The 14,016-nt window shown below is 33.8% G+C and carries 8 protein-coding genes; 2 read left to right on the top strand and 6 right to left on the bottom strand.

Annotated elements, in window-relative coordinates:
* Positions 1–22 precede the first annotated feature (22 nt).
* From AC27G3_RS16060 to AC27G3_RS16035, 6 genes are all read right to left on the bottom strand, one after another.
* Positions 23–835 carry a hypothetical protein gene (locus AC27G3_RS16060; protein WP_487123292.1) on the bottom strand — a complete coding sequence of 271 codons (813 nt, stop codon included), beginning with the start codon at positions 833–835 and terminating at the stop codon, positions 23–25.
* Positions 828–3,248 (bottom strand): hypothetical protein, encoded by a 2,421-nt coding sequence (locus tag AC27G3_RS16055; protein ID WP_487123290.1) that lies wholly within the window; start codon positions 3,246–3,248, stop codon positions 828–830. The genes AC27G3_RS16060 and AC27G3_RS16055 overlap by 8 nt, the downstream gene beginning before the upstream one ends.
* Entirely contained in the window at positions 3,248–6,427 is a 3,180-nt protein-coding gene (locus AC27G3_RS16050) for a poly-gamma-glutamate biosynthesis protein PgsC/CapC (RefSeq protein ID WP_487123288.1), read from the bottom strand. The genes AC27G3_RS16055 and AC27G3_RS16050 overlap by 1 nt, the downstream gene beginning before the upstream one ends.
* Positions 6,428–6,443: 16 nt before the next feature.
* On the bottom strand, positions 6,444–6,809 hold the full coding sequence (locus tag AC27G3_RS16045; protein ID WP_487123286.1) for a response regulator transcription factor: 366 nt from the start codon (positions 6,807–6,809) through the stop codon (positions 6,444–6,446).
* A gap of 11 nt (positions 6,810–6,820) precedes the next feature.
* Complete coding sequence (locus AC27G3_RS16040; protein ID WP_487123284.1) at positions 6,821–9,514, bottom strand: CHASE2 domain-containing protein; 2,694 nt, start codon at positions 9,512–9,514, stop codon at positions 6,821–6,823.
* Between the two features lie 190 nt (positions 9,515–9,704).
* Positions 9,705–10,469: a substrate-binding periplasmic protein gene (locus tag AC27G3_RS16035; protein ID WP_487123282.1), complete on the bottom strand. Its 765-nt coding sequence runs from the start codon at positions 10,467–10,469 to the stop codon at positions 9,705–9,707.
* Positions 10,470–10,884: 415 nt separating this feature from the next.
* On the opposite strand from AC27G3_RS16035, the gene AC27G3_RS16030 reads away from it, so the two are divergent.
* The gene (locus tag AC27G3_RS16030) at positions 10,885–12,513 is read left to right on the top strand and encodes a TldD/PmbA family protein (protein WP_487123280.1); all 1,629 of its coding nucleotides are present in this window, start codon (positions 10,885–10,887) and stop codon (positions 12,511–12,513) included.
* Positions 12,514–12,571: 58 nt separating this feature from the next.
* Positions 12,572–13,906, top strand: a complete 1,335-nt coding sequence (locus AC27G3_RS16025; RefSeq protein WP_487123278.1) for a TldD/PmbA family protein — start codon at positions 12,572–12,574, stop codon at positions 13,904–13,906.
* Positions 13,907–14,016: the final 110 nt, after the last annotated feature.

Genomic DNA, 14,016 nt, shown 5'->3' with positions numbered 1-14,016 from the left:
AAAAAGTAAAAGCTTAACGTTCTTATAAGCATGTATTGAAACCTCTTAACCAAGTCTCATTATTAAAATTTAATCGAGTATGTTGGGATAGTTCAATGTGGATAAACTGGCCTTCGTTACTTCTATTTAGTCTATGACCTATTTTATTTGTAGTGGCGCCAAGCTCAAATACATCATAACCGTATATGCGGGTTACTAGCCCAAGCTCGTTACGATGACAATTTTGTAGCTCTCGTAAATAGTTATCAGAGTAATAGGTACCATTACTGATTATCATATCTGCATATCTACCAGCATTTGTTGAGCGCTTTTTAGTGCTATATCCATGCAGTTGAATAACTTTTGATTGGCTATTTTGTTGGGCAAACACCTCAGCGAATGCAGAAAAAATTGTTAATCGTTGTTGAACTAAGTCGGCATATTTACTGGAGTTTCTTTGAGCACTATTAAGTATTTTTACTTGATACTTAGAATTCTCAAAAAGTGCATTAGCTATTTTTCCTGTATTTTTATCGTAAAATTGATGAGGGGCTTGAATCATCAATGGGGCCGTTGTTGAGTAGTCTTGCTTTTTGATAACCGTTTTCCCTATGGAAAATAACTTTTTATTATCAGCGACTAAAGTAATGAACTTTTTATTTTCAGTCATAGTGATCCCTGCTAAAGCCCATTGTTCTTTAGTAGGAGAATTTTCACTGGAGATGAGTTGTTTAAATAAAGCTTGTAACTCTTTAAATTGGTTATTATCTAAATTAGTTACAGCAGGGGCTGCATAGGCCGACAAGGTGTTAATGAGCAATGCCAATAATAACGTTTTATATATAAAGTTAATCATGAGTAGTTTCCACCTCTTTATAGCTTGTTAAAGAGGTCTGTGGTTCAGTGGTAAGTTTATTAAGTGCAATAAAACCTTCAGATTTAGTCATTAATTCTACCTCTAACTCATACTCGCCACTAGGTAAGTCAGATAACAAATTGAGGGGGATCTTATGTTCTTGGCCAATACGATGTTTACTTTGCATTGCATACCCTAAAGCTTTATCCGTAGATGTTAATTTATAGCGTTGTATTAATCGTGTGTGTTCACTAAAAACACCTGGAATTCTAGGGACTTTTATTTTAATGGATAACTCAGCAAAGTGCTTATTAACGCTAAAGTAACGTAATAGGAGAGAGGTAGTTTCTGTTGTTTTATTTACTTTAAAAGTTACAGGTGATTGTTCTTTTATCAATATGCCTCTACGAGAAATATAACTGTCTTTTTTGATGGCTTGCTGATTGAGATACCAATGAATGTCAGTGTCATTAAAGTTAATTTGGTAAGTATCCGCTTTTTGGAATAAGTTAATTCGTCCCCACATTCCTGTAACTATGTTAGGTTTTATGGCTGTATTATTAATGGTTAAGTCTACTTTTTTAGGGGTAACTGATTGACGAATAAAGAATAAACTTGGCGGGTTGTTTTCTTTATTATGCTCAGCTAAATGAGCCACCTGTGTATTTGCTTCTACTCGGCTAAAAGTGTACTTCGGATCAGAGCCTGTCACGTTATTGAGACTAATGTAAGGAGTCATTAAGTCACGCCAAGTAAAGCTATTGTTTATTGTTGGCACACTGTTGCTTTGAAAATCACCTGCTAATATTTCAGGCGCGATAAAAATGGGTTTATGATAAAAACGTATAGGGAATCTGTAACCTAATTGCTCTAATTCAAGCCAATTGTGTGGTTTTAGTTCATGCCAGTATTTAACATTAATAGGGGAGTCAAACCAATCTCTCGTTTGTTCTGGTAATGATTTAGAGTTATTTATTTTGTCAAAACTAATCGATAATGAAACTAATACGTTTTTAGGGGATGTTAGCCTAATTTTGTACACGTTAGGGGGTAATACAAAGTATTTTGAGCTAGGAGTTGATACTTGATCGTAAATCTCATCGGACATTATCTGTTGATAAGTATCTGATGCGGGATTGGTTACTATCGTACCGGTTTCAATAACCTCTCCTTGTTTATCTAGCCATTGATAGTATACAGGAAAAGGCTTTTCATCACTTGGTTGATGTAAAGCGTTATATTGTCTTACGTTCACTCGAACAGGGATAAGTTCTTTGTTGAAATTATCTATGTCGAAATCTATTGTTTGCGTTTCATTAATTAAATAAGTCGAAAGAAAGTGCTTTTCATTAGGAAATGCGCTTTCCTTGTAGTTTATTGCTGAAATATCGACAGGTATGCTACTTGTTATTTCAACCAAACCTCGTTTATAAAATTGTTTGATTTTACTTGTCGTGCTTGAAAAATAATATTTTTTTACTTGTGGTAATCCCGCAAAAGGTGGATACCATTTAACAGTGACTTGAAAACTTTTATTGTCTTTATAGGCGTGAGTAATATTAAAGGTTATGTCGTCACCTTGATGCACAGCAAAAGTAGTTGCTTTATAGTTGTCAGCAAGATTTTCTATTTGATTACGCCATAAAAGCGTTGGCCAAAAACCTTCCGGTTTCGTTAGTTTAAATAGGTTTAACTGTTTAAGGGTTACGCCTGGAATACCATTGGGCGCTATTGGGTCCCAACGATATTGTGCATAGGCGAACTCTTCACGATCATCAATAAAATCAGCAGGTAAAGCATGCCTTTTTGCTGTTCTTTTTTGTTCGGCTACTGACATGCGCTGCCACAAGATAGTTGGACTTAATTTACTATCTCTTAATTGTTGCTGATAGAAGCTGATTGCTACATCTTTTATATTTTTATTGATTTTTTTAAGCGAGACTTTGACTGTTTTAGCGTCTAAAAATTTATTTTTGTTTAAATAAATACTACGAGTTTTAGCCGCTTTAAAGTTAATAGTCTCAAAGAAGCGTTGAGGAATAGGTTGTTCGTTAATTAATACCTTGTCTACTACTTTTGCTTGTGTACTATGCACATGAGAATAAACAACCTTATTGTTATTGTCTAAAAAATCAATTTGTAATTGGTAGGCTTGAACTTCTTCAAGCATGTTTTCATCTATCAAACGAGCAGTGCTAGATAACCATATTTTATTTGGGGCTTGAGAAAGCTTGAAATATAGTGAGTTGTTTTCTTCTATTAAATAGGTTTTAGATATATCCGTATCAATTTCATTAGGTATAACGTAAGGCGTTTTCGCGTCCGTTAGTAATTGTACAAAATTATCTTTTACTAGATAACCAACCACAAAAAGAATGACTAAATAGAAAAATATATTACCGATAACTCTCATTATTTTCCTGCCATTAGTAAACTATTACGTTGATTGATAAAGCTTGCAATATTTTCTCTATTCGTAAACGGAATATTATTTGCGTTAATTGCATTTGGGTTGAAAAGGGCTTGCCATTTATTATTTTTATCTAATAGCAATAAAAACTCTTGACCAGAATCAGAATCAAATAGAACTTTAATTCGGTTTAAAGAGACATCGTGAACTAACTGACGCAACTTGAGAATGTTTTGTTGTTTTTGATAAGACTCTAATATATCAATATTTTGTTGTGTTAAAACGATACTGGAAAATACTTGATTTGCTAACCAGTCTTTTATATCTACAGTGCTTGCGTCGATACCTAAGGCCTTAGCATGATTTGATAGTGTGCTATTCGCACCTTTATGTTTGTAACGATATTTAATTTGAGGGCTCAACCAGATACTTGCAAAAGCCTGACTATTACTTATTTGACTATAAAAAGACTGTTGACTAAAACCAGCATCATATTGTGATGTTTTTATATCTCCATCAAATAAACTTATAGAAAGGCCTGCTAAGGATAATTCGTTGAATAGATCATTAGCAGTTGCAGGCTCGGTTGGTACACCGATAGATTGCCAAAAACTTAATTGAATGTCTTCTTTAATGTGTGAGGTGCCTGGAGTCGTTTTAAAGCTTCGGACCTGTACAGGTAATAACTCTTTATTTTGATCGTGACGTTGTACAACTTGATGAAATAATTGAAATATAGTTTGATTATTACCAAGTCGAGACATGTTAGAATGCTCAGATTTATTCGCGTAAATATGACTACCTGATAACAATAAATATTGTGCTTTAAGTTGAGTAAACCAAGCAACAGCAAATTCAAAGGAGCTTACCTCAAAAAGAGGGTGAGGTACTTCCAAAAAGTAATTTTTTGAAGGCGTTAACCTTATGACAAAAGTGCCCCAATGTTTCATTGTTTGACTCGGTATTTCTGCAAGAATTAGGAACTCTGAAGACTGTCCTTTTTCAATATACCGAGTTAATTGATAATCATAAGCAGAAACTATATTACCTAAACGTTTTAACTCTTCTAAATTCGCTGTTGACCAATTATCACGTTTAAAGTCTCGAGTTAAGTTAAGTAATGGAGTGATAATTTCTTCATCCCAAAAAAGTAATTCACTTAACTTTGGATCTTGATATGATTCGCTGCCTTTTCTGGCAATCATTGCCTTATTGTTTAATAGCCAAGACTGTAAGTAACCTTCTATTTGTTGAGAATAAGCAAGTTCTGTTATTGAATTACTTGGAATAACATCCGTTAAAATTCGTTTTATGGCTTTATCTGTTAATAATATTTCAGCGAAACCAAACAGTGAGTTTTTTCGTTGGATATTTTCAAATGGTGGAGGTGAAAAATTAACTTCAATGTCCTTTAACCAACGTTCAATTTCTTGTAACTGTAAATCTTTAGGTAATTGGTTTTTTGTCCATATAATGTTACGTGCTTCCACTTGATTGCTATTTATTTGTCGAACACCCATGGTTTGCCGACTTAGTTCTGCAGAAAAACCTCTAACTTGCAATACGTTATTATTCGCGACAGTATTATGAAAACTCTGGAATAAGCTTGCGGGGTAAAGGGTGACATCAGAAGTTCCACTTTTATCTCGAGTAAGTTTAGACGTTGAAATAGCAATCGCATTTGTTTGAAAGTGCTCAAAAATTTTCAATGAGGCACTATCAGCGTGCTTCTCAGTTAATCCATTAGGAACTTCAATAACTAATTCATTAGTTGGTTGTAAATTCATCACATACAAACCCCAACCTCGTTGAGGGTTCACTTCTGAAATTAACAAGTATTTTTCTTCAAGTAGGGTGACTCTGTAGTCAATACGTTGAAGTAATTCTGTGGCTTGAGCTAATTGAAATGAAGTTTTTTGTTGTTGATACTGCTTTAGTAAAGTCAGAGCTTCAATGAATATTTCCTGTTCATTGATTGCTGGTGGTTGATAATTACTTAAGGAAGATTTAAACAGTTCTGGCCTAAAGTCAGTATAGAATTTTTGTAGTGATTCTGTTGTTATAGCTACGTTATATTCATTTTTAGGTACAAACGGTTTATTATCGAATGTATTAGTTAAAGAAAGAGCAAAGCCAATAATACTTGCTAAAACAACAGCAACAAAGGATGTTTGTATTGTTGCTCTGGTCATTTGTATCGCAATATCTTTCTGGAACATTTTTATAGCAAGCAGTGTACTTATTAAATAACCAAAACCGTAAAAGTCGGTTACTTTTACGGTTGGGAAAAATTCTATCAATGTAAAACCAAGAACTATTTTATAGACAAAGGAAATATTGAAAAATAATAAGAATAACCTTCCTCCTTCAAAACTTGTATTGCGAAGTAAAGGGAGTTTGGTCGCTGCATGCCCCATTAATAATATAATTAAGGTTTCAACAAAGGTGAAAAGTAACTTTTCAGGTTGATACCATTGCAGGGCGAGTAAAGCAGGAATAAGGATGCCGCTAAACTCCCAGCCATAGAACAAATTCATGCGTGAAGCTATAAAAGCGGTTGTTATTAAAATAATGTAAGCTTTTGGGCTTGCTAAAAGAGACTGAGCAAGGTTTTCATACATATAACCAACTTCAGAAATATTAAAGTTCGTATAAGGGATTAATATAAATTTAATGACTAAAAAAGTTAAAGATAGATAAAGTGCTAAAACAGTAGAGCCTGTTTTTATGCCACTATTCCAGAGTTGGTTAGCTATTAAAGAAACAATGATTAAACCAAAACTTTGCAAATGGTTTTTATAATCAAACTGCCAGCCTTGATCTGACATCCATTCACCAAAAAAGGGCAGAGCCCAGTAATCGAAAACTATACGAACCAAAACAGAGACAATAATTAAGGCAAAGAACCTATCTCGTCCAAAAAGTTCGCTATATCCAAAGCGTTTCATAGCAAATTGAGCGAGTAATAAGGTAATGAAGTAGGTGATTATCCCTTCAAAAATAACTACCCCAGCACTAATGGGTTTGATAAAGAAAATGGGTACTAAATACCCAGGTATCACGAGTCCTGAAAGTGTAGTACCAAACCTAAGGTTTAATAAAACAACAATAAGTACACCAATCCATACAGTAGTAATTACGGAGCTGGCTAATCCTCCAGCGGGAAAAATATCAAATATCATTATAAAATTAATTCTTTTAAGAGTGTTGCTTTAATGTATTAACCAAAGCTAATAAACACGCTTGACTATAAGGTTTTTCGAGGGTCAATATTATATTTTTTACATTAGGCAATGGGAGTAAGTCAAAATTAATACCTGATGTAACGACAACTCTAACGGGTAGCTTTTGTAGATTTAACCATGATAATAATTGTAAACCATCAACTTCTGACATCATTACATCAGTGATTAAAAAGTCAAAGGACGTGGAGAGGAGTTTTTTCTTTGCGTGAACACCGTTAGTTGCAATGCTGACCTCGAAGTCGTGTTGAGTAAGATAGCTTGCAAGTAAATTAGCTAAATCAGAAAGGCTTTCAACGAGTAATATTGATTGTTTATTCATAATAATTGAACCTATACTCGGGATAAGATTAAACTAAATCTTATCCCTTTACCTAATTTAGAAAACACTCTGGGTTTGGCATGCCAATTGTGCGAATTTTCAATGACCTGTTTAAGCTTCACCACATCCCCATTAATATCAACACTACTTTGAGGTTGTGTGATATTCATTAAAGTTTCTTTAGGTATCCCAAAGCCAGCATTACTCATTGAAAGATAATAAACTTTTTCACCTGAAACTATTTTTTGTTTCTCAATAACCCGTATTTTACTGTTGAGTTGGGCATCATCAATTAATACCGTTAACATTAATTTTAACATGGTAATTAATTCATATTGATTAGCGTAAACCAATGTTGATATTTTAGGCGCATTAAAAGTAAGCTGAATATTTTTGGTTGTTAAATTAGTGTTTAATTGTTTCTTTAACACGGTATAAATATTAATAAGATCTACGGGTACCTGATTACTTTCATTTGGATCAAGTAATTTATTAAGCACTTGGTTAGTGTCTTGAGTACTTTGAACTACGCTATCAAGTTGTCGTTGTAAATTTAACAAAATAGGGCTTAGTACAGCATCCTTATTTAATCTTTCAAGCTCTAAATTGCATAATTGAACTACCGATAATGCGTTGTAAACCTTATTAAGATAAAGCGCGTTCACTTTTCTTTCAACGGTAATAAGTTGTTGCATTGAAGCAACATCAACAAACTCTACTAATAAACCAATAACATTAAAAGGAGGCTGTGTTTCAAGCAGCACATCAGACTTATTTTTATCTTCTAAAACTGGAGTAACCGACACCATGTAGGTGTGATTATCTAATTGACTGGTAGTAGTGAAATTAATAACCTGTTGATTGAGAATAAGGTTTTTTAATTTCTTTTTAATTTCATCTCTTTCTATTAGGGTTATTTTATGTAATAAGTCCAGAGCATTTAAATTAAAAACATTAAGATGACAACGTTCAGCAATTGTTTCCATTGTATGATTTACTTCAATAACTCTTCCAAATAAGTCATAAATAATGGCTGAAGAATGCATCGTATTAAAAATATTTTGATATAAAGAGAGCTTCTTTAACGCATTGTGAACATTAAACTTTAAATTAATATTATTTTTCTTTGGTGCTAATAAAGTCAGGGACTTTTGAAGTAAAGATTGATTTTTACCTTCCTCCTGAAAAGCTTGTCGATGATAAAGTAAGTAAGAAATTTGCTCTGAAAAACTGTGAACATTTTGAATAAATTGATTTTTGTCCCATGTTTTATCAGGCACTATTGTCATTGCCCAGAAGCCCAAAACTTCATCAGCAAAGAGTAAAGGCACTATAAATTCTAGCTCACCATCAACTTTATTTTCAAAATATGGACGATTAATCTCAATAGGAGCATTTTCTTTTATCGCGTTACTATAAGGTTCACGTTTAAAATCCCTACGCATCTCTTTAATATCACTTAGAGAACAATTTAATGCTTGTATTTCTTTTACCCGATGATCTTCCGGAACCTTTTCTAAAAATATGGTTTTATTTAAAAGTAAATACTGTTGTACCAGTGAGGTGATTTCTAACCATGGTTTCTCTGCTTCATTAAACGTTTGTTCTTTTGTGGTTGAGCTTAATTCATTGCTAATTGTAGCTGATAGTTTATTTGCTTGTTCAGTCATTCGATTTTGAAGAATATGAAAATAAATCCAATAACTTAACAAAGACGTTAGAATGAATTGACCAATGGGAAGTATATTTTCAATTGCATGGCTAAGGACTGTTAGTGCTAATATTCCAATGATAATGATGCAAGTTAATAAAAATAAATTGGAATAATTTGATAATTTTTGCATCACCAAGAGAATCAAAAGTAGGCTGAAAATAATAAAAAACAATTGATTGATGAGTGAAGGGGAGTTTAATTTCGCATCATTTAAAACAGCATCTAGAGAAATAGCATGGAACTGTAATAAACTAAATCCTAAATCTGTGTCACGAAATGGTGTTTTTAAAATTGCTGGTTCAGCAAGACTTCTGTTGCCTAACATCACTATTTTATTATTAAAAAGTTGTGCTACAGTTTTACCTTGAAGAACTTGGTCACTGGTTAATTCGATTAAATAAGGCGTTACTTTATCAAAATTTATAGGGAAATTTTTCTCAATTAATGTGTTAGTTGCAAAGTGATGTAAAAAGCTATGAACAACAGCGCCTTCATGTGTTGTAAACTCAAGAGAGGCCATTCTAATTGTACCATCATTTAATGGCGGAGGGATGGCGGCACCAATATGCAACGGTTTATTGAAACCTTTGGCTAATCCCAACTCAATTGATTGATTATTTATTACTTTTTTATGTGCTGTAGGTACAATTTTAATCGTGGTTTTTTTCTTCTCTATGCTAGAAAATTGCTCAGGATACTCTTTAAATAATAAAATATCTTTAGGTGAAAACTTATCTATTTCATTTATTAATGCTGTAATATCGCTTTCTTTCACCCAAGATTTATCATTGATTGTAATTATTACTACAGACGATGTAGGGCTTTTTGAAAATATACTTGGAAATGATTCATAAAAGAAATAATTAACGGCTTGAAATAGCCCTAAAATTGAAAATGTTAATACTAATAAAATAGCAGCTAAAATAAGTGTGAAAGGACTTTTTTTATTAATAAATGAATCATCATTTATGTGATTATTATTTGAATACATTAACAGCTCATTAAAATGTTACAACATTGTATATTTTAAATGAAATTGGTTGCAAATGAAACAAACTAATTTTTCTTGGATGATGATTGTAGAGGAGAAGTATAAATAGGATAGAATTAATATTTAGCAGTAAAGATGAATATATCGGATTGTTTATAGCGTATTAAACACTTGCTGTTTTTAATGGTAATTAATATTCAGCTTTAGGTAATTTATAAGCCTCTTTAATAGTTAAACGCTGTTTTGAAATATTATCAAAAGCCTTTTGATAATTTTGTATTACTTCATCAGGGGTATTGAGATTAAAAGCAATATAATTACCTATTTTATTCACAGACCAAACTTGTTCATAATCATTTTCATCAAAGTTAAGTTGATGAGCTAAATACGAAAAACCATGAATAGAAACAACTATCATGTCTACACGGTCAGATTGCATCATTAAAAAGGCTTGTTTTAATTGAGATACTCTCGCCATATTCGATGAAGGAAAACCCACTTGATGAAGTGAAATTTCTGAAATATCGCCTTCAACGGTTGCAACACTATGATAAAAAGCTTGGCCTAAACTCGTGAAGTTAAAATTCTTTGATTTTTTTGCCATTAAGACATGTGTTGAATGGAACACAGGGCCGACCCATTTAAATAGGTTTTCACGGGCAGGGGTTCGCGACATGGTAAATAAAGCCGTATTGCTTTTATCTAGTGTAAACCGATAACCTCGCGCCCAAGGCACTAATAATGTTTCTTGCTCTGGTAAATTTAAGTGCTGCCAAATGGCTTTTAATGTATCTACTGAAATGCCTTCAAGCTTGTTATTTACTAAATAATTAGCTGGGGGATAGTTTTCAGTATAAAAGGTAATATTTTCTAATGAGGACGGTTGCTGAAACGCCTCAAGCTTGGCAAGCATGAGAAAAAATAGTAGTGCTGATTTTACAATAAATCCTTTCATTAAAGATATCACACATTATTAAATAGAGAGTTTGAGTTAACATTAAAGTTGTTAGTTATTAATGAGTCTAGCGTAAGTCCCTATAATTTCCTAACTTATTTACACGTTTTCAATTAATTTACAAGCTGTAATAAAGTTGTTAACGGCAGTTAAATATTCTTAACAACTTATTACTAAAAAATAATTTTTTGCTTCATTATCATTAAAAAGTAAGAGGGAATAATTGTGATGAGCTTTTTAATTTGCTTAAAAATCAATCTTTGTCTAACGTGAAGTAAAGCAATTTTATCGTAATATTTTGAAACATATTGCTACGTATTTTATTTAAATAAATTGTTATACACTACTTGAATAAGTTATAACCAATTGACTTATCAAATATACAAAATAATAAAACTAAAAATAGGGATTACAGATGCAAAGACGTGATTTTATTAAATTTACTGGTGCGGGTATGGGGGGCTTAATGCTTCCTATGTCAGGTATTGCCATTTCAGCAGATCAGTTACTCGATAAACCTATGGATGTCGCTTACAAGAAAAAGTTAGCTGATATCGCATTAAATGCAGCGAAAGCGAAAGGCGCAACTTACGCTGATGCTCGTATAGGTCGTTATTTAAATCAATTTGTTACTACACAAGAAACTCGCGTTGATAATATTGTCAATACAGAGTCTGCTGGTATTGGTGTGCGAGTTATTGCTAATGGCACATGGGGCTTTGCATCTACATCTAACATGACACCCGATAGCGTTGCTAAAACAGCAGAAAAAGCGGTGGCTGTTGCCGTTGCTAATTCTAAATTTCAAACTGCACCAGTACAATTAGCTCCTGTTAAAGGGGTTGGTGATGTGAGTTGGCAAACACCTATCAAGAAAAATGCGATGGAAGTGCCTATAAAAGACAAAGTTGATTTATTGCTCTCTGCCAATGATGCAGCAATGTCTAACGGTGCTAACTACATTACTTCTATTTTATTTTTAGTGAACGAACAGAAATATTTTGCTTCAACGGATGGCTCGTACATTGATCAAGATGTCCATCGTTTATGGGCACCATTCTTTGCTACAGCTGTTGGGAAAGAAGGTTTTAAACAGCGTACCGGTTTAGGTAATCCAGTCGGTATGGGCTTCGAGTACTTAGACGGTAAAGAAGAAGACAAAATTAGAATTTCAGGTGCCAATGTTGGTTATAAAAACTCTTACGATATTGTTGAAGATGCAGCAGCAGCAGGTAAACAGTTGCAAGCTAAATTAAAAGCAAAATCCGTTGAACCTGGTAAATATGATCTTGTGTTAGATCCTGCACATTTAATGTTAACGATTCATGAATCAGTTGGTCACCCGCTAGAGCTTGATCGCGTACTTGGCTACGAAGCTAATTATGCTGGTACAAGTTTCGCTACGTTAGATAAGTGGAAAAGTGGTAAGTTTCAATACGGCTCTGATAAAGTTAATTTATTCGCCGATAAAACACAGCCTTATTCACTAGGTAATGTTGGTTACGATGATGAAGGTGTTAAAACCAAAGAGTGGGACTTAATTAAAGATGGTGTGTTAGTTAACTATCAAGCCACACGTGATCAAGTACATATGATTGATCAAAAAGAGTCACACGGTTGTTCTTACTCGCAAAGTTGGCGTGATGTTCAGTTTCAGCGTATGTCTAATGTATCGTTAAAACCTAATGAAAAAGATATTTCGGCTGAAGATGTTATTAAAGATGTTGAAAATGGTATCTATATTGCGGGTCGAGGTTCATTTTCTATCGATCAACAGCGTTATAACTTCCAATTCGGTGGCCAGTTATTTTTTGAAATTAAAGATGGCAAAATCACTGAGCAAATTGAAGATGTTGCTTATCAGTCAAATACACAAGAGTTCTGGAATAGCTGTACGCAAATGGCAGGTAAGTCAGATTATCGTTTAGGGGGCTCTTTCTTTGATGGTAAAGGTCAACCATCACAAGTGAGTGCTGTTTCACATGGTTGTCCAACCACACGTTTTAATAATATCAACGTTATTAACACCGCACGAAAAGTGTGATGTGTAAATCTCGTTAATCAAAAAATAAAAATTAAAGCATCAAAGGAAATTTACAATCATGACTATTTTAACTGAAGAACATGCAAAAAAGTTACTTAAAAAGGTTATCGCTTTTTCAAAAGCGGACGAAGTTGAATGTAACTTAGACGGACAAGTAGGCGGTAACATTCGCTACGCTCGAAATACAGTATCAACTGCTGGCGAACAAAGTGATTTAGTATTAGCCGTACAATCGACTTTTGGAAAACGCACCGGTGTAGCAACCATCAATGAATTTGATGATGCTTCACTGGAAAAAGTAGTTCGACGCTCTGAAGAATTAGCAAAACTAGCACCTGAAAATCCAGAGCATATGCCTATTTTCGGCAAACAAAAATACACGAACTCTAAAACTCACTTTGACTCAACGGCGAAGGTAACACCGCAATATCGTGCCCAAGCTGCTGAAGACAGTATTAAGCCTTCTAAAGCTAACAAACTTGTTGCAGCAGGCTTTTTAGAAGAGCAAGAAACCTTTACTGCAATTATGAATAACAAAGGTTTGTTTGCTTTTAATACCTCGACCAATGTCGACTTCTCGGTAACAATTCGTACCGAAGATGGTAAAGGTTCAGGTTGGGCAACACGCGATTATAGTGATGTTAAGCTACTTGATACGAAAAAAGCTTCTCAAATTGCGATTAAAAAATCGATGGGCTCTGTTGATGCTAAAGAAATGGAACCCGGTAAATATACCGTTATTTTAGAACCAGCAGCCAGTGTTGGCTTGTTAGGTCGCTTAATGGGAGCAATGGATCAACGCCAAGCAGATGAAGGTCGTAGCTTTTTATCCAATAAACTAGAAGAGGGTGAAAAAGGACCTAAAAATAAACATGGTCAAAAAATGTTTGATGAACGTGTCCATATTTACTCTGATCCTAATCATGCCATTGCGCCGTCAGCACCATTTTCTGGTAATGGCTATCCTCGCAATAAAACGGATTGGATAAAAGGTGGTGTTGTCACAAACATTCCTAATTCACCATACTGGGCCAAACATACAGGTACAGACTATATTCCTCGCGGTGGTAGTTTTATTATGGCAGGTGGCGATGAGTCACTTGAAGACATGATTAAAAACACACGTCGTGGTGTATTAGTGACTCGTCTTTGGTATATCAGAGCATTAGATCCTCAAACTTTGTTACAAACGGGTTTAACACGCGACGGCACTTTTTATATAGAAAACGGAAAGATTAAATACCCAATTAAAAATTTCCGTTTCAATGAAAGTCCAATCATCATGTTAAACAACATTGAAGCACTCGGTAAACCTGAGCGCATTAATGGCAACATGGTGCCGCCAATGAAAATTCGTGATTTTACCTTTAGTAGTTTATCTGACGCTGTTTAATGAGATAAATTATTATTAATTATTAGCAAGTTAACTAATGTTAACTTGCTAATTTATTTAATCACTTTCTACATCAACTAAACTTTTAACGTTGTCTTTTAAGTAGTCGC

Source organism: Colwellia sp. SU-HH01217, from assembly GCF_057543495.1.
Note: the sequence above shows the minus strand (reverse complement) of the source record. Positions and strands in the feature narration are given on the sequence as shown.

Coding starts and splice junctions, on each gene's coding strand:
- AC27G3_RS16060 (WP_487123292.1), bottom strand. CDS start 835: ATGATTAACTTTATATATAAAACGTTATTATTGGCATTGCTCATTAAC.
- AC27G3_RS16055 (WP_487123290.1), bottom strand. CDS start 3,248: ATGAGAGTTATCGGTAATATATTTTTCTATTTAGTCATTCTTTTTGTG.
- AC27G3_RS16030 (WP_487123280.1), top strand. CDS start 10,885: ATGCAAAGACGTGATTTTATTAAATTTACTGGTGCGGGTATGGGGGGC.
- AC27G3_RS16045 (WP_487123286.1), bottom strand. CDS start 6,809: ATGAATAAACAATCAATATTACTCGTTGAAAGCCTTTCTGATTTAGCT.
- AC27G3_RS16035 (WP_487123282.1), bottom strand. CDS start 10,469: ATGAAAGGATTTATTGTAAAATCAGCACTACTATTTTTTCTCATGCTT.
- AC27G3_RS16025 (WP_487123278.1), top strand. CDS start 12,572: ATGACTATTTTAACTGAAGAACATGCAAAAAAGTTACTTAAAAAGGTT.
- AC27G3_RS16050 (WP_487123288.1), bottom strand. CDS start 6,427: ATGATATTTGATATTTTTCCCGCTGGAGGATTAGCCAGCTCCGTAATT.
- AC27G3_RS16040 (WP_487123284.1), bottom strand. CDS start 9,514: ATGTATTCAAATAATAATCACATAAATGATGATTCATTTATTAATAAA.